The following is a 19,994-nucleotide window of genomic DNA, read 5'->3' as shown; positions in this document are numbered from 1 at the left end:
ACGATCTGCTGGATCAGTTCACGTCGAACCGGTCGAGGTCCATCACCTTGGTCCAGGCTGCGGCGAAGTCCTCGGCGAACTTCTGCTTGGCGTCTGCACTGGCGTACACCTCGGCGAGTGCACGCAGTTGCGAATTCGATCCGAAAACGAGATCGACCGCAGTTGCCGTGTACTTCGGATCGCCCGTCACGCGATCAACACCGTCGTAGACGTTTTCGTCCGTCTTCGACGGCTTCCACTCGGTACCCATGTCGAGAAGGTTGACGAAGAAATCGTTGGTCAACGTCTCGGGACGATCGGTGAACACGCCGTGACGGGTATTGCCGAAGTTCGCGTTCAGCGCGCGAAGTCCGCCGACCATCACTGTCACCTCGGGCGGGGTCAGCGACAGCATGTACGCGCGGTCGACCAACAGAATCTCTGCCGGAATCTTCTCGCCTCCCTTGAGGTAGTTCCGGAATCCGTCGGCCCGGGGTTCGAGTACCTCGAACGAGTCGACGTCTGTCTGCTCCTGCGTTGCGTCCGTACGTCCCGGAGTGAACGAGACCGTGATGTCCTGTCCGGCGTTCTTCGCAGCCTGTTCGACGGCCGCTGTACCACCCAGAACGATCAGGTCGGCGAGAGAAACCTTTGCTCCACCAGCCTGGTTGAAGTCCTGCTGAACCCGCTCGAGAGTCTGAAGCACCGAGGAGAGAGCTGCGGGCTCGTTGACTTCCCAATTCTTCTGCGGCTCCAGTCGGATTCGCGCACCGTTGGCGCCGCCGCGCATGTCCGTGCTGCGGAAGCTCGCGGCAGACGCCCACGCCGTCGATACCAACTGCGAAATGGACAGCCCGGAGTCGAGAAGTCGACTCTTGAGGATCGCGATGTCTGCGTCCCCGATCAGTTGATCATCGGCCGAGGGAACCGGGTCCTGCCACAGCTGCGGCTCGGGAACCCAAGGTCCCAGGTAGCGCGTGACCGGTCCCATGTCACGGTGAAGGAGCTTGTACCAAGCCTTGGCGAACTCTTCGGCGAATTCTTCCGGATGATCGAGCCAGCGCCGGGTGATCTTCTCGTATGTCGGATCCAGGCGTAGGGACAGGTCGGTCGTCAGCATCGTCGGGGTGCGTCCGGCCGACGAATCGAACGGATCCGGGATGGTGCCCGCCCCCGCGCCGTCCTTCGGAATCCACTGCCACGCACCCGCCGGACTCTTGGTCAGCTCCCAGTCGTAGCCGTACAGAATCTCCAAGAAGGTGTTGTCCCACTTCGTCGGAGTGGGAGTCCACACGACTTCGAGACCACTGGTGATCGCGTCCTTACCCACACCCGTGCCGAAGGCACTCTTCCAGCCCAGTCCCTGCTGCTCGATGGGAGCACCTTCCGGTTCCGGTCCGACGAGGTCGGCCGGTCCGGCTCCGTGCGTCTTGCCGAAGGTGTGACCGCCGGCGATCAGCGCAGCTGTCTCCACGTCGTTCATCGCCATGCGGGCGAACGTTTCACGGATGTCGCGGGCGGCCGCTACCGGATCCGGTTGCCCGTTGGGTCCTTCGGGATTGACGTAGATCAGGCCCATCTGCACGGCTCCGAGCGGTCCGGACAGCTCACGGTCTCCGCTGTAACGCTCGTCGCCGAGCCAGGTGTCCTCGGGACCCCAGTAGATCTCCTCGGGCTCCCAGATGTCTTCTCGGCCGAATCCGAAGCCGAAGGTCTTGAACCCCATCGACTCCAGGGCGCAGTTGCCCGCGAACACCAGCAGGTCGGCCCAGGAAACCTGCTTTCCGTACTTCTGCTTCACGGGCCAAAGCAGGCGCCGGGCCTTGTCGAGGCTGGCGTTGTCCGGCCAACTGTTGAGCGGGGCGAAACGCTGAGCACCTTGGCCGCCACCGCCGCGGCCGTCTGCAATGCGATAGGTGCCGGCAGCATGCCAGCTCATACGCACGAAGAGTCCGCCGTAGTGCCCGTAGTCGGCCGGCCACCAATCCTGCGACGCCGTCATCAACGCGATGACGTCGCGCTTTAGCGCCTCGACATCGAGCTTGGCGAATTCCTGGGCGTAATCGAAGTCGGCACCCATCGGATTCGACTTCGACGAATGTGAATGCAAGACAGAGAGATCCGGCTGATTCGGCCACCAGTCGCTGTTTGTTCTCGGACGATTCCCGGTAGGCGTCGGAGACGGGATTGCGGGGTTTTCACTTTCGCTGGTGCTCTCGGTGTTTCCGTCGTGAGCAACCGGGCAACTATCGGACACGGTAATCCCTCCATGAGCGAGTAGAACGGACTTCGATCACGTTTGTGATCGCAAACTCTGAGTTGTCGAGCAGTCGGGACACAGGCCCCAGTAAATGACCTCGGCTTCGTCGAGAACGAAACCGTTGTGCGCCGACGGCGTCAAACACGGTGCCTCTCCGACTGCGCAGTCGACATCTGCAACGACCCCACAGGACCGGCAGACGACGTGATGATGGTTGTCGCCGACGCGTGACTCGTACAGCGCCACCGATCCGGACGGTTGGATCCGCCGTATCAGCCCGGCGTCGGTGAGAGCGTGCAACACGTCGTAGACCGCCTGCCGCGACACCCCCGGCAGAACAGCCCGCACAGCATCGAAGACAGTCTCGGTGGCTGCGTGTGGGCGTGCATGCACAACCTCGAGCACCGTGACTCTGGGACGAGTCACGCGAAGCTCAGCGTTACGCAGTTGGGCTGCATAATCCGGCGTCGAAGGCACCTTTCCACTATTGCGCAATCTTCTGGACTGAACCCAGACTTTCGCGAAAATCATCGCTGACAGGGCCCTCCCGACCGATTCGTCCGTGCTGGAAGTGAGCCGGATTCCTCGCTCTTTCTGGCGTCCCCACACCGCCTTCAGGTTGGTTGTGCGTCGACGCGTCCTGCTGTGTGGTTCCACAAACTCCGACAATCTCCCCGTCGTCCAACTACCGTGAAAGGGAGAATCCGCCGAGGTCAGGAGTGCTCGTGCCCAAACTGGAGATCAAGAGGAAGTCAGAACTCTCACGGCAGGAAGTCGCCGACCGACTCATCGCCCTCGGCCAAGCCCTCGCCAGTGGATCGGAAGTGGAGCTGGGGTCGGGTGGGGACTCGATCGAAATCAGTGTTCCGGAACAGGTTCGGTGGGAACTCGAGATCGAAGTCGACGGCAACGAAGTCGAGATAGAAATCGAGATTCACTGGCGCGACGACCCTCAGGAAGAATCGGAAGAGAAGTCTCCGCCTCCCGCCAAAGCAGTTCGTCGCAGCCGACCACGCAAGAGCACTTCCACATAGGCCGACTCGAATACGGTTGTTCGGCACTTACGGAGATGCCGACACCTCGAGAGACACGACGCGCAGCAGTGCTCGGAGGTCACTTTCGATCCGTCGAAACAGTTGATACACAACGATGAATCCGGCGATACCGCCCAAACACAGCGCACGGACTGTTGCGTTGAGTTCCTCACCGGCACCCGAACCGACAAAACTGAGCCCCGCGATTCCCACCAGTGGAACCGACGCCGCGACTGCGAGGTAACGCGTGCTGCTCCGACCCAACGAGCGAATATCGCGTCCGTCGTCGCTTCGTAACTCGCCGTGTGACAACAAGATCGGATACAGACATCGAACCGAGTAGTACGTCAGGATGAAGAACGGATACGCGACTGCGACGGCGCCGCACACCGCCAGCGACGACATCAGGTGCACGTAGGCTCGCTGCGGAATTCCGCCGGCGGCAATCTGCAATGCGACCGGATATGCGATACCGGCCAGAACCCACAGACCGAATGCGATCACGACCGCGCGATGTCCGACGTTCAGCGTCGCAGTACGCGCTTTGTTCAAGACCTCCGCGCTGTACGTCTGACCGTTGCGCAGTCCGTGAGGCACGGTGAGTGCAAGCCGACACCAATACAGGATCGCTGCGGCACCGAGAGAGAACGCAGCCACCCCGATGACCAGATGAACCTGCTCGAGATGCTGCTGAGCCTGCGGCGAGAGACCCGAGATGATCAGCATCTTGTTGTAGTAGTAGTTGTAGCCCGCCGCAAGAAGATTCGGAATTCCGATCGCGGCAAGCACTATCGGCAGCGCCCACTTCCACAGCGTCGAACGTGGACTCCCTTCCGGTGGGTCCACCAGATTGCGAGCAGACCGGTCCAGACACAGTGCGAACTGACGAGCCAACTTTCGGCCGCCAGACCACCTTCCGTCTCTCTCCGGCGAGAGAGACTTGACCAGAACTCGGCGCAGCGCCGGCGGACAGTCGTCCGGTAGCCGTGCCTCGGCTGCGGGATCCACCCCGCGCCGGCGGGCCTCGAGCGCCTTCTTGGGCGACGGTGGGCTCTCCCCCGTACCGTCGTCCGTGAAAGGCCTACTCCCGGTGAGGAGTTCCCACAGCATCACGCCCAGTGCATAGATGTCGCTACGGGTGTCGAGTGTGCCAGGCGCCCCCACCGCACAGGCCTCCAATTGCTCCGGAGACATGTAGGCAAGCGAGCCTCCGACAAAACATGCAGCGTCCTCGGTCGAGACCTCCTCGCTCGAGCTGACGTTGAAGTCGGCGAGCTTGGGGATGCCTTCGACGCTGAGGAGGACATTCGCCGGCTTGATGTCCCGATGTAATACGCCGTGCTCACGCGCATACTCGAGGGCATCGGCCAGTCGCATCCCCATCCAGGCCACGGTCTCCGGCCACGACATCGCAGCGATCTCGCTCCTCAGGCTCGTCTCGCTGGGCTTCATCTCTCCCTTCTTCGCCAGGGTCTTGTCGATGGCGTCGAGAAGTAGTTGTCCGGACCGCTGCGCCTGCGGTGTCACGCGGACAAGTTTGACCACGTCGAGCAGGGTCCCACCCGGCACGTATTCCATGAAAAGGACTCGCAGTGCGCGTTCCTCGAGCAGCCGTTGATCGAAGACCCGGACGATGTTGGGATGGTCGAGCTGGGCGAGAGTCTGTGGCTCGACTCCGACGTTGCGCGAGATTTTCAACGCAACCCACCGCTGCATCGAGAGTTGCCGAGCGAGGAACACGCGGGCGAATGCGCCGTGCCCGAGTTCCAACACCAGTTCGAAATCGTCCAGGTGCTGCCCGATTTCGAACTCGTCGAAACCCGAGAGCCCCAACATCATCACGTCTTCGCGACCGGCCATCGAATCACGGTCGAACATCTGCTCGAAACTCTCTGCCTGCAAGGGAAACTCGCTGAGGTACTCGGCTGCTGCGACGTCCTCCCCACCCTGCTTCCGCAGCCGGAACTCCTCGTACAGGAGCTCGGCCGGTAATGGTTCTTCGAGTAATTCGGGATACTCGGCACAGTAATCCGTGAGCCGTTTCGGGCAATCATTTTTCAGCCAGCGGTACTCCATGTCGATTCCGACCAGTTCGATCAGCGCCGCCCGACGAATCTTGGCTGGATCAGGCAGATAGTCGCTCAGGTCGGACGGGGTTCGTCCCTCCTCCCAATCCGCCACAAGGCGGCCGAGGCCGTCTGCACCGTTCTGGCCGTCACGCACCACCGGCAGCGTTGAAGGGCGCAACTCGGTGACGGTGCCCCGTTCGGTCAGGGGCCCGCTCGCGATTGTCGCGTCACTGGCCTGCGCACCACGTTCATTCATGACACTTCTGTTCCGCACCTCGATCACAATGAATCGGAGTGACTCACTTCAGCGTAACCCCGGTGGTACTCCAGACCCCAGCGAATCTATTCGGCGTGAACTGCCGACTTCGTGCCGATGCGAACGAGTTCGTCGCGCTCTTTGATTTTGATCCGATCACGCCCATGCTTCACGCCGAGGGCACGTTCGGCGGCATCGATGCGAAGCCATCCGTCCCAATCGACGGGCACCACTCTGCCGGCCCCGAGGACCTCCGCGATCCGGCCGTGACCGGCTCGACGCTCGTATGCCGAATCCAACTGTCGCAGCAAGGTTTCGACGGTTTGGCGAGCGTCTGGCCGCGCCGCACCGATCAGCCCCGCGGCACCTCGCTTCATCCAGCCCGTCACGAACAAGCCCGCGATCGGTAGACCGCTCTCGTCGACCACCGCGCCGCTCCGGTGCGAAACTATGCCGCGTCCGTGATCGAAAGGCACCCCGGCAAGCGGCGTCCCGATAAATCCGATTGCCCGGTACACAGCTTGAACCGGATAGTCGGTACAGACACCCGAAGCGGTGACGTGACCGTAGCCGTCGGGGTCAGTCCACTCGACGCGGAGTGCCTCGACTTTCCCGCTGCCGAGAATCTCCACGGGCTGTCGGTAAAAGTGCAGGTGAACTCGACGCTGGGCAGTTCGGTCGGCAGGCGCAGTGTCGGCGAAACCACGGAGTGTCTCGACTGCCAGTCGGGTGTGCACCAACTGTTTGGTCATCCGCTCGACATGCCGGTCCGGCGCGACATCGGCAGCGTCGACGACAACATCAACTCCGGGCAGTTCACCGAGAGCGCGCAACTCGTTCGGTGAGAATCGAGCGTCGGCGGGCCCGCGTCGGACGAAGACGTGCACCTCACGAATGAGACTGCCGGCGATCCCTTCCCGAACTTGGTCGGAGACGTCCGTGGCCTGCAGCGATTGTGCCTCGGCGAGGAGCATCCGCGTGACATCGAGCGCGACGTTGCCACCTCCGATCACTGCGACCGATTCCGCGTTCAGCGGCCACTGCGGCGAGCTGTCCGGGTGATCGTTGTACCAACCGACAAACTCGGCGCCACCGAAAGAACCTGGAAGCTCGACGCCGGGAATGTCGAGGGTGCATCCCGCGGCGCACCGGTTGCGATGATCACGGCATCGTAGGAAGAACGTAGGTCACCGACGGAAAGGTCCTTTCCGATCTCCACGTTGCAGAACAGCCGGAAGTCACTGGCGACCAGCGTGGTGTGCAGAGAATGGGCGAACTTTTCGGATTCGGGGTGCCCTGGTACGAGACCGTAGCGCACCAGTCCGTACGGCGTCGGTAGACGCTCGAACACGTCTGTCTTGGTGCCGGGCGCAAGTTCGGCGAGAGCGCCGGCGGCGTGGATTCCCGCCGGCCCCGCTCCGACGATCGCGACACTGAGCGGTGGTGAGAAGAATCGGGGCGCCGCAGGCGGGGATACCGCTGGACCTCTGGCGTTGATCATCCCCCGAGGCTAGGACCTCAACTGCGCTGGAGATCAAGTCCGCTTTCAGCAGCCCGCTTTTCAGTAACCCTGCTCTGCAGGCTTGTGCTCGGTTGTGTAGCGGTAGAAGTCCGCTAGTTGGAGTTCGCCGGCAGCTGCCTCGTCGACTATGACGGTCACGTGTGGATGCAGCTGCAGCACCGACGCCGGGCAGAATGCCGAGACCGGACCTTCGACCGCGGCCCGGACGGCGGGCGCTTTGCGGGCGCCGTCCGCGATCAGGACGAGATGCCGTGCATCACTGATGGTTCCGAGTCCTTGCGTGATCACATGATGCGGTACGTCGGCTGGGTCTGCGAAGAACCGTGCATTGTCGGCGCGGGTCCTCTCGGTCAAGGTCTTCACTCGGGTGCGCGATGCAAGCGAGGAGGAGGGCTCGTTGAAACCGATGTGTCCGTTCAGGCCGATGCCGAGGATCTGCACGTCGATGGGACCGTTTTCGGCGATGGCAGCGTCGTAACGCCGGGCAGCGTCACTGGGATCCGCGGCCCCGCCGTCGGGGCTGAACACTCGCGCATTGTCGATGTCGAGGTGATCCACGAGTTCCGTGCGGATGGTGTGCGCGTAGGACTGCGGCTGATCGGACGTGAGACCTACATACTCGTCGAGAAGATACGCGCTCATCGCCGCGAACGACACTCCCGATTCTCGATGCCTCTTGATCAGCTCTCGATACGTGTGCAGCGGTGACGATCCGGTCGCGAGGCCGAGCGTCCGCGCTCCGTTTTCGATTGCGCCACAAACGATATCTGCAGCGATTCGCCCGCCGTCCTCCGGACTGGGAACTATGACGATTTCCATTCAGACTTCCTCGCCGCTCTTGCCCGCTCCGACGATGGCCTCACGTACCGAACCCGAAGCGCGGTCCAACAATTCGGTTGCTTCGGCGAAGTCGCATTCGGCCAACAACATGACGACCGCTGCCTTCACATGACCATCGGCATCGTCGATGGTCTCCGCAGCGATCTCGGTATCGACTCCGGTGGCTGCCGCGACGATCCGGTTCGCACGATCGACAAGCTTGGCATTGGTCGGCCGAAGATCGACCATCAGATTGTGGAATGCCTTCCCGGAGCGAACCATACTGGCCGTGGAGAGCATGTTGCACACCATCTTCTGCGCAGTTCCGGCCTTGAGCCTCGTCGATCCGGTGAGGATTTCGGGGCCGGTCTCCACTTCGATGGCCACGCCGGCGTGAGAACTCATTGCCGCGTTCCGGTTGCACGAGACTGCCACTGTTGCAGCGCCGAGTTCGCGAGCGTGATCGAGTCCCCCGATGACGTAGGGGGTACGACCGCTGGCAGCCAGACCCACCACGACATCGTTGGCGTTCAACGAGATTGCGTCGAGATCGACCCCAGCCGCTCGCGGATCGTCCTCTGCCCCCTCGACGGCGTTCAGAAACGCTCCTGGGCCACCGGCGATGATGCCGATCACCTCGCCCGGATCGGTCCCGAACGTCGGAGGGCATTCCACTGCGTCGAGAACTCCCAGACGCCCACTTGTCCCCGCTCCCAGGTAGATCAGTCGACCACCTTGTGCTCGGGCCGCGACGATCAAGTCGACTGCGGCTTCGATGGCGGGTAGTACCGCTGCCACCGCGCCGGCCACGATTGCGTCCTGTTGATTCATCACCGTCAGCAGACCCGACACCGACATGACATCGAGATCGCGGGTCAGAGGGTTGGGTCTCTCGGTGGAGAGCATTTCCAATTGCATTGTGGCGAGTCCTCCTCGATCGATATTCATTACGACGACTCCTCGTCAGTACTCACAGCGACGACTCCTCGTCAGTGCCGCTTCGAAGCAATGGCATCATGGCTTCGTTGCAGAGCAGAGAGTGCGCTGGGCAGCGAGTGCGCCACCATCGCAAAAATTGTGTCGACTACCAACAGCTGACCGGTGCGGCTTGCCATCGCAGCCGATCGGAAACCGAATTCTCTACCGGCAGTGAGCAGAACGTGATGTGACTGCACGGCGAGCGTCGATCGCGCCCCTCCGGTGATCGCAGCCGTCGACGCCCCGGTTCGACGGGCAAGGGCAAGTGGTTCCACGACATCCGAAGTCTCACCTGAATGTGAGATCCCCACTGCGATGTCGTCCGGTCCGAGCAAGCTGGCGCTGACCATGGCCGCGTCTCGGTCGAGATGAACCCGGCAGTTGACGTCGATGCGAGAGAGCTTCAACGTGAGGTCTTGCGCGACGATGCCAGAGGCGCCGATGCCGTAGACCTCGACGCGGCGGGCGGATCGAATCCGGGACACAACTTCTTCGAGCGCAGCAGGATCTGTCAATTGCGCCGTGCCCTTGAGTTGTTCGGATTCGAACTCGGCGAGCTTGGCCATCACCTCACCGGCCGAGTCGGCAGCAACGATGTCCACACCGAGCGGAATCGTGTTCTCTGTACCGGACCCGCTGATCGCCGCCAGCGCGAGACGAAGCTGTGGATAACCCTCGAAACCGAGTCGTTTGGCTGTGCGGACCACTGTCGCCGTGCTTGTCGACGCTCGTTCGGCGAGGTCGTTGACCGTCAGGGTGGAGGCCAGACTGGGGTCGGCTTCGATGATTTCGGCGATCCGCAGCTCGGCAGGCGAGAGGCTACTCAGTGATGCACGAATACGAGCAAGCAGGTCGACGGACGCCGGAGCACTCCGGTCCAAAGTCATAACGCCTCGATTCGCATCGTTTTCGGAGCTGACGGCACCGATGTGATTCTAGGCAGCCCACGGCTTCCTGGCGTCAGAGATCCGAGCACACTGGCGTGACGCGCACCGGTGCACGAAGCAATGCTTCCAGGCAATCCGTGTGCGGTGAGATAGCCGAGAACCGCGAAAGCCAATGCTTCCTTGATGTCGGAAGTGACGCCGAGCTCGTCCGAAGAGACAAGCGCGATGTCGCCCAGTTCGTCACGGAGCATCGCCATCAACGTCGGGTTCTTGGTGCCACCGCCTGACACCACCACTTCGGTAGCCGCCAGCGCTTTGACGGAATCGGCGACGGTCCGGGCGGTCAGTGCAGTCAGTGTCGCGACGATGTCGGCCAGAGACAAGGATTCGTAGCCCCGCAGTGCGGCGAGTAGGTAGTCCCGATGGAACAATTCCTTGCCTGTGCTCTTGGGAGCGGGCTGCGCGTAATACGGTTCGCTCAGTAGTTGTGCGAGCAGATCGACGTTCGGTGTGCCGGCTGCGCCCAGAGCACCTCCGAGATCGAACCACTGCTCCCCCGCGGTGAATTCGCTTACCGCAGCGTCGATCAACGCATTTGCGGGGCCGGTGTCGAAGGCAATCGGTACTGCGGCACCATCTGCCGTCGATGTCGGAGCGCCTCCCGGAGCAGTGACGTTCGCGATGCCACCGAGATTGAGCGCGACGGAACCCGAAGTTCTTCCGTTGAGCCACAATACGTCGAATGCGCTGACCAGTGGTGCACCCTGACCACCCGTCGCCACGTCGCGAGAGCGCAGGTCCGACACGACCGTGCATCCGGTCTTCTCGGCTATCCAGGCCGGCTGCCCGAGCTGAAGAGTGCCCTTTACTTGCGCTCCTTCGACCCAGTGGAACATCGTCTGACCATGTGAGGAGATCAATTCCGCACTGCCACCGCACAGTTCCTCGTTCGCCCGCGCAGCCACGGCCGCAAATGCCTGTCCGATCTCGGTGTCGAGTTGGCAGATCTGACCGACAGTGGTGGACGCCGGCGGTACCGCAGCCGCCACCGCAGCCCGCAACTCACCGGAATACGGTTCGCTGACCATGCCCAGTGGGGTGAGCACAAGAGTGTCCCCGTCGATCCGGATGTCTGCTGCGGCAGCATCGATAGCGTCGTACGAAGTACCGGACATCAGACCGATGACTCTCATGAAATATCCCTTACTCGCATCGTTTCGGCATTCGGAAGAACTGCGGTCAGTCGACGAGTGCCCGCTTGTGGGCATTCCCTCGCAAGGTACTCAAGGCGATCGCGCTGACGGCGCACGTTGCCATCACGAAGTAGGCCGGAATATCGAGATTGGAAGTTTCCTTGATCAGCCACGTGATGATCAAACCGGCGCAGCCCGAAAAGACCGCGTTGGACAGGGAGTATGCGAGTCCCAATCCGGTGTACCGAACCGAGGTGGGGAACATCTCGGAGAGCATGGCGGGTCCGGGTCCGGCAACAAGTCCCACTGCGGCGCCGGCGGCAAACACTGCAAATCCCTTGGCTGTCAAAGACGTCTGCTCGTTCTGCAGGACGTTGAGCAGCGGCAGAGCCGAGACCAGAATTATCACGGTGCCGGTGAGCATGACCGCGCGTCGTCCGATGCGATCGCTGAGTCCACCCGCGATCGGAATGGTCACCGCGAAGCCCGCATTGGCGAGCACGGAAGCAACAAGTGCCTGATGAAAAGTCGCGTTGAGCGAACTCTGAAGATAAGTCGGCATCACGACGAGGAACGTGTAACCGGCAGCAGACCACCCCATCAACCGCCCGATTCCGAGCAGAATCGCCCTGGCCGTCTCTCCGACAGTCGGCTGCACTACCGGCGCCGGCGCATCAGCTGTCGGTTCGGACTGGACTGATCGAGCACGCTCGAACGACGGCGTTTCTTCGAGCCGGAGCCTGAGCCACAGGGCAACCAGCCCCATCGGCAGTGCAAGGAGGAACGGGATACGCCAGCCCCAGTCACCGAGCTGTGACGGGTCGAGGACAGTGGCGAGGAGTGCTGCGATACCCGCACCGGCGAGCAGTCCGAGTGCGACGGTGAACGACTGCCACGAGCCGTACAGCCCACGTCGTCCGGGCGGAGCGAACTCGGTCATCACCGACACCGCACCGCCGAACTCACCACCGGCCGACAATCCCTGCAGAATTCGAAGGACCGTCAAGAGAAGCGGTGCCAGAATTCCGACGCTCTCGTAGGTGGGGAGCACACCGATCAGGGTCGTCGCAGCCGACATCAGCAGAAGAACGATCACCAGGGTGGGACGTCGGCCGATGCGGTCACCGAGTCGACCGAACAGCGCGGCCCCCACTGGGCGGAAGAAAAACGCCAACGCAAACGACGCATACGTCTTGATCAGGCTTTCGAGGTCGCCGGAACCGTCGGCGCTGAAGAAGTTCGACGCGATGATTGTCGCGAAGAACCCGTACACACCGAACTCGTACCACTCGATGAAATTTCCGACGGAGCCGGCGACGAGCGCCCTGCGCCGTTTGAGCTGCGCACCATCGTTCCGTGTCTGCACTGTGATGCCCATGCCGTCCTCCGTTGACGAAACCCGAATATGCAACAAAGTTTCATCTGAACGGAGTAGGAATGTCAAGAAGTTTCACGATTGGATTTTTACTACGCCCCGAAGCCTTATGCTCCCGCGAACGTGAATGCCTCCGCCCGTTCGAACTGGTCAGTGGAGTCACCGGAATAGACGGTGCTCTCGTTCGGTCCGAGTCCGAGCCTTCGGACGGGTGTCCCTTCCGCGAGATCCATCGACGCCACGTCCACCCAGAAGGTATTGGGCGTCATCGCCGACTCGAAGAAATAGAGCGTGCGTTTGTGATCGACGACGGTGCGCCAACGGGTCGATGAAATGTTGGGCTCATCGGGAGTCGAAATACCCAGGGGCACCGACACATTCCGAATAACACTGAAGGTGGATGCCAACGCCGCCCGCGGATCGTCCGTCTGCGGTATCGCATCGACATAGAACGACGCCCGAGCGAATCTGTCAGCGGCACGGTTTGTTCCGGGCAGCATGACGGTCCCGTTGATCTGCTTCCAGTACTCGTTGACGGCGAGTTGCTGATCGAAGATCGGCGAATTGGTCATCACCTGGTACTCACGGCTGTGATGAATCGTCGGGCGTCCACCGACGTACTCGATGATCGCGCTGTCTCCCCCGGCGTCCGAGAGCGACATGTGCAGCGTTGCGAGGCGGTCTTCGCCGGGAACGGCAGCGGTCACTACCGTGAACGGTTCCGACGCGAGTACTTCGACCGCTTCCTGAACTGTCGCAAAGCGATCCAGGACGTATTGCGCCCACGCCGCGATCGACAATCCCGGGGTCGAACCGTCATACGTCGGGTACTCGGACTCGACCAACCACAAGAGATTGGCAGACAGCCCAGCCTCGTTGACCCCGTCGGTCGTGCACATGTCGTAGGCCGTCGCGACAACACTTCCGTATTTCGACGTCCACTGTATCGAGTTCGGACCTGCACAGCCCTCTCTGGTCATGCCGCGCGGGAATGCCCAGAGGTTTGTTCCGAGGTCGACCTTCCAATCCATCGATCGAGCAGTGATCACAGTGTCGTTGGGCCCCAAGTAGACCAAGCGTGTACACATCGAAAGCTATCCCTTCGTTACGGCGTGACGATATTGAAACTGGGATCGAAGGTATCGAGCAACCCTCCCAGCGTCTCGAGCGCTGATTCGTCTCCGTCGAGCGAAATCTGCCCGGCCTTGGCCAGTTCGGCGGCCGCGCCCGGTTGAAGAAGCGCTCCCACGAGCGCCGCCTTCGGGCCCGAGACCGTCAGTTGTGTGTTCGGTGACGCACCCTTACGTGCATTGAGGACACCGCGCTTGACCCACGCAGTCCATGCCTCGTCGCCGCGATCGGTGAACACGAAATCGATCCGCAGTTCCGCGTCGGTGGCCTTGCCGCCGATGAGATGTATTGCAACGAAGTCGAAGAGGATGTCGATGGGCATCGCGAGGACACTGTCCTGACTTGCCGTGACGTACGGGGCAGGCTGGGCGCCCTCGCGTAGTTCCAATGCGGCCGAGAGATAGATCCCACGCCACTGCGGCCCTTCGGCTTGATAGCCCATCTGCTCGTAGACGTCGGCTTGCAGGTTCCTCGCTTCGGCGTTCTCCGGTTGCGCGAACACCAACTTGTGCAGGATCTCTGCCGCCCATCGGTAGTCCGCGGCGTCGAATGCCCGCTTACCCTCGTCCAGGATCTTCTGCGCGCCAAGGAGATCGACGAACCTCTTCGCCGATTCGACCGGCGGATGAGGATGAAGCGACACCGGATCGCCGTCCCACATTCCCAGTTCCTTGGTGTACACGGCGCGAACGTCGTGGTGCAGAGTGCCGTGATATCCGCGGTTGTACCACTTGCGCCCGAGTTCGTCCGGTAGTTCGATCACCTCGGCAGCTTCGAGCGGCGTGTACCCCTTGTTCGCGAGACGGAGTGCCTGGTCGTGAATGTACTTGTAAGTGTCCCTTTGCGATTCGATGAACGGCACCAGGTTCTCGTTACCCCACACCGGCCACGTGTGCGGTCCGTAGTGAACAGCCGCGTCGTCTCCCCACCGCTCGAGAGTCTCGTCCAGATACCGCGCGAAGTTCCGAGCGTCGCGAGTGCGCGCACCTCTTAAGGTCTGGATGTTGTGGAGCGAATGATTGGCATTCTCCGCACAGGTCAGCGCGGCGAGTTCGGGGATCCAGATGTGCATTTCCTCCGGGGCCTCGGTATCCGGCGCGTAGAGGAACTCGAATTCCAGACCGGCTATCTCACGCTTCGTTCCGGTCTCCGTGATGCTGTCAGTGGGGGAAATATACGAGACAAGTGGACCTTTCGTGCTGATCGTGCCGATGCCGCAGGTAACCATCCCTTTGGCATCGAGATCGAGCAATCCACCGAAGGCGTAGAAGGACCGTCTCGCCATGGCATTTCCGGCGACGACGTTTTCCCCGATCGCGAACTTGTCGAACGACGCGATCGTGCCCGGTGCGATGATCGGAACTCGCCCGGACGTCACGTCGTCCAGATCGACGATCCCTTTGACTCCGCCGTAGTGGTCGATGTGGGTGTGCGTGTAGATGATCGCCGAAACTGGCTTGTCGCTGACGTGCTCACGAATCATCTTCATACCCTGGCGCGCCGATTCGACCCCCGCCATACAGTCGATGACGATCAGTCCCTCGCCACCTTCGACAACCGTCAAATTTGCCAGGTCGTTGTTCCGTACCTGGTAAAGGCGATCCGTCACCTGATACAGACCACCTCGGCGCATCAGTTGTCCTTGACGCCACAGGCTCGGATTGACTGTCTCCGGCGCGGCAACATCGTCACCGAGGTATGCCATCGCATCAGGATCGAAGACCGTATGCCCGTCATCGGCGACAACCTTGCCCGGCAACGGAGCGATCAACCCTCGATCCGCGTCGGCAAAATCCTGCCGGTCGTCCATGGCATACCGTGCGACTGCCTCGCGATTCGCCGTGACTGTGGCCGGTGTTGCGTCCTTCGGTGTCTGGCACATGGCACTCCCCGCTCGGATACGACGATCTGATACCCCATCATCTGTATCGGTTGGGCACGCGCTTGGAATCACCCGCGCAGGGTGAAGCGCCCACGAACACGCGAGGTGATCAGCCGGGGAGTTCCTCGGAATTCCGAGATGCGAGTGCAATCACCAGGACCGCGATCCCACATCCGGCAACCAGGATCCATCCCGACCTCGATGCCTGCGCGACATCCACCGATGCACTGCCGCCGATGATGCCACCGGCCAGCGCAACACCGAGAGCAGCACCGAATTGGCGTGCACTGGAGGTTATTCCACCAGCAAGCCCCGCCTGCGATCTCGGCAACCCGTTGACGGCGGTGTTGGTGATCGGGGCATTCGAGAACCCGAATCCGATACCGAGGAACAGGTAAGCGGCCAAGAGCATCGGAATCGCCGTGTTGTTGTCGAGCGAGACCAGGCACAGTCCACCGAGCGTCGTGAAACTACCGGCGATCAGCAGCGGTCGCCGCGGGCCGAAGCGTCCGACGAGTATTCCGGACAACGGCGCGCAGACCGTTGCCGCAACGGCCATCGGGAGGGTGATCGCGCCGGCCAGGGCCGGACTCATACCGCGGGAGTGCTGCAAGTAGAACGTGCCGAGCAGTAGCGTCGCGTTCAACGCCACGAACACCACGACAGCGCCGATCACAGCCGACGAGAACGTTCTGCGGCGAAAGAGTGCCAGATCCATCAGTGGCTCGCGCTTGCGTGATTCGACGCGGATGAATGCGGCCAACGCTGCAGCAACAACGACATATCCTGCCGTCGCCGCGGCAGAGAACCATCCGATTCGCGGACCCTCGATCAGAAGGGCGACCGCCCCGCCGACAAGAATCACCAGTAGCAACTGACCGGGAAGATCGAGTCGTCGCGACTGCTGCGCTCGGGACTCCGGAACAAACACAGCAGTCAAGACGAGCACGGCCAAGATCACCGGCACGTTGATCCAGAAAACCGATCGCCAGCCGAAACTTTCGATGAGCACGCCGCCGACGATCGGCCCTGCCGCCATACTCAGGCCGAAGACCGCGGCCCACACCCCGATTGCCTTGGCCCGCTCCTTCGGGTCGGTCATCACGTTGACGACGATCGCCAAGGCAACCGGACTGAGCATCGACCCGCCGACGCCTTGGACGATCCGCGCCGCGATCAACATCTCGACGGACGGAGCGAGCGCGCAGGCAATCGACGCCACCCCGAAGACGACGAGCCCGATCTGAAAGACTCGTCTCCTGCCGAAACGATCGGCCACTGCTCCGGACGAGATCAGCAAGCTCGCCAGGACGAGTGTGTATGCGTTGACGACCCATTCCAGACCACGGGTTCCGACGCGAAATCCCTCACCGATCGTCGGCAGGGCCACGTTGACGATGGTGGTGTCCAACCCGACGACGAACAGGCTCGTGCAGCAGATCGCCAGGATGCCCCATCGCCGCCCTGCATCGAGTCCGATCACTTGCGGTTCGATCCCGCTCGAAGGTTTCATGGTCGGACTCCATCTCTCGAAGTGCTCTGCCGTACTCGACTGTCGAAGGATCGTTGCTCTCCAGCGTCCGAAGCCGGTAGAAATTTTGCGGAAACTGCAAAGATGGACAGCATGGATGCTGAATTCGAGCAGTTGATCACCGATATCGGACCGAGACTGCGCACGCTCCGACGCGATCGCGGATTGACCCTCGAGGGCCTGTCCGAAGCCACCGGCGTCTCCGTCAGCGCACTCTCACGCCTCGAATCGGGGAAGCGTCGTCCCACCCTCGATCTGCTGTTGCCGCTTGCCCGAGCGCACCGGGTCGCGCTGGACCAACTCGTCGGCGCCCCCGCTACGGGCGATCCTCGGGTTCACCTCACCCCGAGCCGACGCAAGAACGGCAGTGCCGTCGTTCCGTTGACGCGCTATCCCGGCCGCGTGCAGGTCTTCAAGCAGGTGATCGGTCCGCGTCCACCGAAGCTCGTCACCCACGCCGGCTACGAATGGCTCTACGTCCTCGCCGGGGATCTGCGTCTCATCCTGGGGGCGAACGAGGTTCTCCTACACCCCGGGGAAGTCGCGGAGTTCGACACTGCCGAGCCCCACTGGTTCGGGCCTGCCGATGAACAGGTGGTGGAAATCTTGCATCTTTTCGGCCCGCAAGGCGAGAAGGCACACGTGCGCACGAAGGCAAAAACTACTACTGCACAAGACCTGGTTCCCGAAAGTTAGTTCACTGCATGCGTTTTCAATCGGTTCGACAGTGTGTGAGCGTGCTCGAGGAGCAGCGTTCCCAACTCGGCATGACGCGCGGGCCGGAAGCGAGTTTCCACTCCGGTCAGGCTCAACGCCCAGGCCGGGCGACCGTTGCGGTCGAACACCGCGGCACCCATCCCCCAGCTTCCCTCGACGATGAGGGCTGGATTGACCGCGTACCCGGTGACACGCGTCGACTCGATTCGCTCTCGAATCGATGTCTCACTGTGGATCTCACCCCATTCCGAATCCAGATTCACCCGGGCGAAATAGTCGTCGACGTCCCGCGCCGGTAGGTGGCTCAAGATGGCAAGGCCGGCCGACGCGACTCCCAACGGGAAACGCTTCCCCTCGTGCAGCACGTGAGATCGCAGCGGAAAACTGCCTTCCTGACTCAGGATGCAGACAGTCTCGTCACCTCGACGTGCCGACAGGAATGCGCTCTCCCCCGTGACCCGGGCAAGTTCGTCGACGACGTCGCGAGCGCGGTCGGTGATGTCGTACCGATTTCCGGCCGCCGCCCCCAAGAGGTACAACTCCGGACCGAGCGACCACCGACCGGTTCGTGCGTCACGGTCGACCAGCCCTTCGGCAGCCAAGGACGTGAGCAGTCGGTGCGCGGTGGGCCGAGCGAGGCCGGTGAGCTTGCCCAACTCCGTGGTGGAAGCGCCCGTTGGTTCGGACGCGCCGAGGGCTCGTAGAAGTGCCGCCACCCGCGCGACCATGGCCGGCGATTGCTCGTGAGTTGGCATGCCTTTATCCTAGCGTCCATTCAGTGAACGAATTTTCTTCAGACGATCAGTAGTCGATCAGTTCTCGGTTGATGTTCGATATTCCTTGAACCTGTGAACTGGAGATAGTTCACTGGATATCAAAGTGAGTGAGTGTCTACTCAATGAACGCCTGGCAGGGAGAGAACATGACAGCAAAGGTGTACGAGTCCGCAGCAGACGCGGTCGCCGACATCGTCGACGGCGCAACGCTGGCAGTCGGCGGATTCGGTTTGTGCGGCATCCCCGACGTGTTGATCGACGCGATCGCAGCTACGAGTGCAACCGACCTCGAGGTGTTCTCCAACAACTGCGGCGTCGACGATCACGGCCTCGGAATCTTGCTGAGCGCGGGACGTATCCGACGGGTGACCGCGTCGTACGTCGGTGAGAACAAGGAGTTCGCCCGGCAGTACCTGGCCGGCGAACTCGAAGTGGAACTGACGCCGCAGGGAACGCTCGCTGAGCGTCTGCGCGCCGGCGGAACCGGAATCCCGGCATTCTTCACACCGGCCGGAGTGGGTAGCCCCATCTCCGACGGCGGAATGCCATGGCGCTACGACGCCGACGGCTCGATCGCTATTGCATCGCCTCCGAAGGAGACTCGCGTCTTCGGAACCAAGCGTTACGTGATGGAAGAGGCGATCAACGCCGACTACGCACTCGTGCACGCTGTTCTCGGAGACACCGACGGCAACCTCGTGTTCGACAAGACCGCGATGAACTTCAACCCGCTCGCCGCGATGGCGGGACGGGTCACCATCGCGCAGGTGGAACGTCTGGTCGAGCCCGGTGAAATCGACCCGGCATCGGTGCACCTGCCCGGAGTCTTCGTGCAGAGAATTGTGCACACCGGCCCTCAGAACAAGCGAATCGAAAAGCGAACCGTCAGCGCTTCGGAAGGAACCCCACGATGACCGCACCAGTGACAGTGACGGGTTGGACGCGCCAGCAGATGGCAGCGCGGGCGGCTGCAGAGATGATCGACGGGGAGTACGTCAATCTCGGAATCGGCCTTCCCACACTGATTCCCGGATACCTGGGCTCGGACGTTCGTGTGGTCCTGCACTCGGAGAACGGAATTCTCGGCACCGGACCGTATCCCACCGAGGACAACGTCGATCCTGACCTCATCAACGCCGGCAAAGAGACCGTGACCGTCAACCCCGGTGCAGCATATTTTGATTCGGCCCTCTCGTTCGGGATGATCCGCGGCGGCCACATCGACACCGCAGTCCTCGGCGGTATGCAGGTGTCGAAGACGGGTGACCTCGCAAACTGGATGGTCCCCGGCAAGATGGTCAAGGGCATGGGCGGCGCAATGGACCTCGTCCACGGTGCCCGGCGTGTCATCGTCGTCATGGAGCACAACGACCGCGACGGCAACCCCAAGATCGTCGACGCGTGCACCCTGCCCCTGACCGGCCAGGGCGTGGTGAATCGGATCATCACCAACCTCGCCGTCATCGACGTGAGCGACGAAGGCCCACTCGTCCTGCGTGAACTCGCCCCCGATGTCAGCGTCGAAGACGTAGTCGCCGCAACCGGCACCGAACTGAAAGTTGAACTGGCATGACCGACACGACAA

At 61.9% G+C, this 19,994-nt stretch carries 18 protein-coding genes; 4 read left to right on the top strand and 14 right to left on the bottom strand.

Annotated elements, in window-relative coordinates; translation table 11 throughout:
- Positions 1-13 precede the first annotated feature (13 nt).
- Complete coding sequence (katG, locus tag ACN50D_RS19815; RefSeq protein WP_212633930.1) at positions 14-2,236, bottom strand: catalase/peroxidase HPI; 2,223 nt, start codon at positions 2,234-2,236, stop codon at positions 14-16.
- A 36-nt stretch (positions 2,237-2,272) separates the two neighbouring features.
- Positions 2,273-2,716 (bottom strand): Fur family transcriptional regulator, encoded by a 444-nt coding sequence (locus ACN50D_RS19810; protein ID WP_037129600.1) that lies wholly within the window; start codon positions 2,714-2,716, stop codon positions 2,273-2,275.
- 248 nt (positions 2,717-2,964) lie between these two features.
- On the opposite strand from ACN50D_RS19810, the gene ACN50D_RS19805 reads away from it, so the two are divergent.
- Complete coding sequence (locus tag ACN50D_RS19805) at positions 2,965-3,273, top strand: amphi-Trp domain-containing protein (RefSeq protein ID WP_007726426.1); 309 nt, start codon at positions 2,965-2,967, stop codon at positions 3,271-3,273.
- Between the two features lie 27 nt (positions 3,274-3,300).
- Here the strand turns inward: ACN50D_RS19805 and ACN50D_RS19800 are convergent, their stop codons facing one another.
- From ACN50D_RS19800 to ACN50D_RS19750, 11 genes are all read right to left on the bottom strand, one after another.
- Complete coding sequence (locus ACN50D_RS19800; protein ID WP_007726424.1) at positions 3,301-5,598, bottom strand: serine/threonine-protein kinase; 2,298 nt, start codon at positions 5,596-5,598, stop codon at positions 3,301-3,303.
- An 86-nt stretch (positions 5,599-5,684) separates the two neighbouring features.
- The gene (locus tag ACN50D_RS19795; protein ID WP_249343226.1) at positions 5,685-6,611 is read right to left on the bottom strand and encodes a hypothetical protein; all 927 of its coding nucleotides are present in this window, start codon (positions 6,609-6,611) and stop codon (positions 5,685-5,687) included.
- Positions 6,612-6,628: 17 nt separating this feature from the next.
- Positions 6,629-7,099: an FAD-dependent oxidoreductase gene (locus tag ACN50D_RS19790; RefSeq protein WP_249343225.1), complete on the bottom strand. Its 471-nt coding sequence runs from the start codon at positions 7,097-7,099 to the stop codon at positions 6,629-6,631.
- 60 nt (positions 7,100-7,159) lie between these two features.
- Positions 7,160-7,939: a glucosamine-6-phosphate deaminase gene (gene nagB, locus ACN50D_RS19785; protein ID WP_003941456.1), complete on the bottom strand. Its 780-nt coding sequence runs from the start codon at positions 7,937-7,939 to the stop codon at positions 7,160-7,162.
- A complete protein-coding gene (gene murQ / locus ACN50D_RS19780; RefSeq protein WP_212633989.1) occupies positions 7,940-8,857 on the bottom strand; it encodes an N-acetylmuramic acid 6-phosphate etherase in 918 nt (305 codons plus the stop codon).
- A 71-nt stretch (positions 8,858-8,928) separates the two neighbouring features.
- The gene (locus tag ACN50D_RS19775) at positions 8,929-9,804 is read right to left on the bottom strand and encodes a MurR/RpiR family transcriptional regulator (RefSeq protein WP_003941452.1); all 876 of its coding nucleotides are present in this window, start codon (positions 9,802-9,804) and stop codon (positions 8,929-8,931) included.
- Positions 9,801-10,997, bottom strand: a complete 1,197-nt coding sequence (locus ACN50D_RS19770; protein WP_042452394.1) for an anhydro-N-acetylmuramic acid kinase — start codon at positions 10,995-10,997, stop codon at positions 9,801-9,803. The genes ACN50D_RS19775 and ACN50D_RS19770 overlap by 4 nt, the downstream gene beginning before the upstream one ends.
- A gap of 46 nt (positions 10,998-11,043) precedes the next feature.
- Positions 11,044-12,375, bottom strand: a complete 1,332-nt coding sequence (locus ACN50D_RS19765; protein WP_212633929.1) for an MFS transporter — start codon at positions 12,373-12,375, stop codon at positions 11,044-11,046.
- Positions 12,376-12,479: 104 nt separating this feature from the next.
- Complete coding sequence (locus ACN50D_RS19760) at positions 12,480-13,460, bottom strand: linear amide C-N hydrolase (protein WP_042452399.1); 981 nt, start codon at positions 13,458-13,460, stop codon at positions 12,480-12,482.
- A gap of 17 nt (positions 13,461-13,477) precedes the next feature.
- The gene (locus ACN50D_RS19755) at positions 13,478-15,385 is read right to left on the bottom strand and encodes an alkyl/aryl-sulfatase (protein WP_065456049.1); all 1,908 of its coding nucleotides are present in this window, start codon (positions 15,383-15,385) and stop codon (positions 13,478-13,480) included.
- A gap of 109 nt (positions 15,386-15,494) precedes the next feature.
- Positions 15,495-16,898, bottom strand: a complete 1,404-nt coding sequence (locus tag ACN50D_RS19750; protein WP_065456050.1) for an MFS transporter — start codon at positions 16,896-16,898, stop codon at positions 15,495-15,497.
- A gap of 111 nt (positions 16,899-17,009) precedes the next feature.
- Here ACN50D_RS19750 and ACN50D_RS19745 point away from each other — a divergent pair, with 111 nt between their 5' ends.
- Positions 17,010-17,612 (top strand): helix-turn-helix domain-containing protein, encoded by a 603-nt coding sequence (locus tag ACN50D_RS19745; RefSeq protein ID WP_037129607.1) that lies wholly within the window; start codon positions 17,010-17,012, stop codon positions 17,610-17,612.
- Here the strand turns inward: ACN50D_RS19745 and ACN50D_RS19740 are convergent.
- Positions 17,609-18,388 (bottom strand): IclR family transcriptional regulator, encoded by a 780-nt coding sequence (locus ACN50D_RS19740; RefSeq protein WP_003941461.1) that lies wholly within the window; start codon positions 18,386-18,388, stop codon positions 17,609-17,611. The genes ACN50D_RS19745 and ACN50D_RS19740 overlap by 4 nt on opposite strands.
- Positions 18,389-18,555: 167 nt before the next feature.
- On the opposite strand from ACN50D_RS19740, the gene ACN50D_RS19735 reads away from it, so the two are divergent.
- Positions 18,556-19,323, top strand: coding sequence for a CoA transferase subunit A (locus ACN50D_RS19735; RefSeq protein ID WP_212633928.1), 768 nt, complete (start codon positions 18,556-18,558; stop codon positions 19,321-19,323).
- Complete coding sequence (locus tag ACN50D_RS19730; protein WP_020906493.1) at positions 19,320-19,982, top strand: 3-oxoacid CoA-transferase subunit B; 663 nt, start codon at positions 19,320-19,322, stop codon at positions 19,980-19,982. The genes ACN50D_RS19735 and ACN50D_RS19730 overlap by 4 nt, the downstream gene beginning before the upstream one ends.
- Positions 19,983-19,994: the final 12 nt, after the last annotated feature.

The sequence above is a fragment of the Rhodococcus sp. SB1D genome, from assembly GCF_048573875.1.
In the GTDB taxonomy this organism is placed as follows: Bacteria; Actinomycetota; Actinomycetes; order Mycobacteriales; family Mycobacteriaceae; genus Rhodococcus_F; species Rhodococcus_F qingshengii.
This window is presented reverse-complemented; position numbering and strand designations above follow the sequence as displayed.

Bases quoted from the DNA above. Each gene is read 5' to 3' on its own strand.
- ACN50D_RS19800 (WP_007726424.1), bottom strand. From the start codon at position 5,598: ATGAATGAACGTGGTGCGCAGGCCAGTGACGCGACAATCGCGAGCGGG.
- ACN50D_RS19790 (WP_249343225.1), bottom strand. From the start codon at position 7,099: ATGATCAACGCCAGAGGTCCAGCGGTATCCCCGCCTGCGGCGCCCCGA.
- ACN50D_RS19730 (WP_020906493.1), top strand. From the start codon at position 19,320: ATGACCGCACCAGTGACAGTGACGGGTTGGACGCGCCAGCAGATGGCA.
- ACN50D_RS19745 (WP_037129607.1), top strand. From the start codon at position 17,010: ATGGATGCTGAATTCGAGCAGTTGATCACCGATATCGGACCGAGACTG.
- ACN50D_RS19735 (WP_212633928.1), top strand. From the start codon at position 18,556: ATGACAGCAAAGGTGTACGAGTCCGCAGCAGACGCGGTCGCCGACATC.
- nagB (WP_003941456.1), bottom strand. From the start codon at position 7,939: ATGGAAATCGTCATAGTTCCCAGTCCGGAGGACGGCGGGCGAATCGCT.
- ACN50D_RS19755 (WP_065456049.1), bottom strand. From the start codon at position 15,385: ATGTGCCAGACACCGAAGGACGCAACACCGGCCACAGTCACGGCGAAT.
- ACN50D_RS19770 (WP_042452394.1), bottom strand. From the start codon at position 10,997: ATGAGAGTCATCGGTCTGATGTCCGGTACTTCGTACGACGCTATCGAT.
- ACN50D_RS19775 (WP_003941452.1), bottom strand. From the start codon at position 9,804: ATGACTTTGGACCGGAGTGCTCCGGCGTCCGTCGACCTGCTTGCTCGT.
- ACN50D_RS19765 (WP_212633929.1), bottom strand. From the start codon at position 12,375: ATGGGCATCACAGTGCAGACACGGAACGATGGTGCGCAGCTCAAACGG.
- ACN50D_RS19750 (WP_065456050.1), bottom strand. From the start codon at position 16,898: ATGAAACCTTCGAGCGGGATCGAACCGCAAGTGATCGGACTCGATGCA.
- ACN50D_RS19760 (WP_042452399.1), bottom strand. From the start codon at position 13,460: ATGTGTACACGCTTGGTCTACTTGGGGCCCAACGACACTGTGATCACT.
- murQ (WP_212633989.1), bottom strand. From the start codon at position 8,857: ATGCAATTGGAAATGCTCTCCACCGAGAGACCCAACCCTCTGACCCGC.
- ACN50D_RS19740 (WP_003941461.1), bottom strand. From the start codon at position 18,388: ATGCCAACTCACGAGCAATCGCCGGCCATGGTCGCGCGGGTGGCGGCA.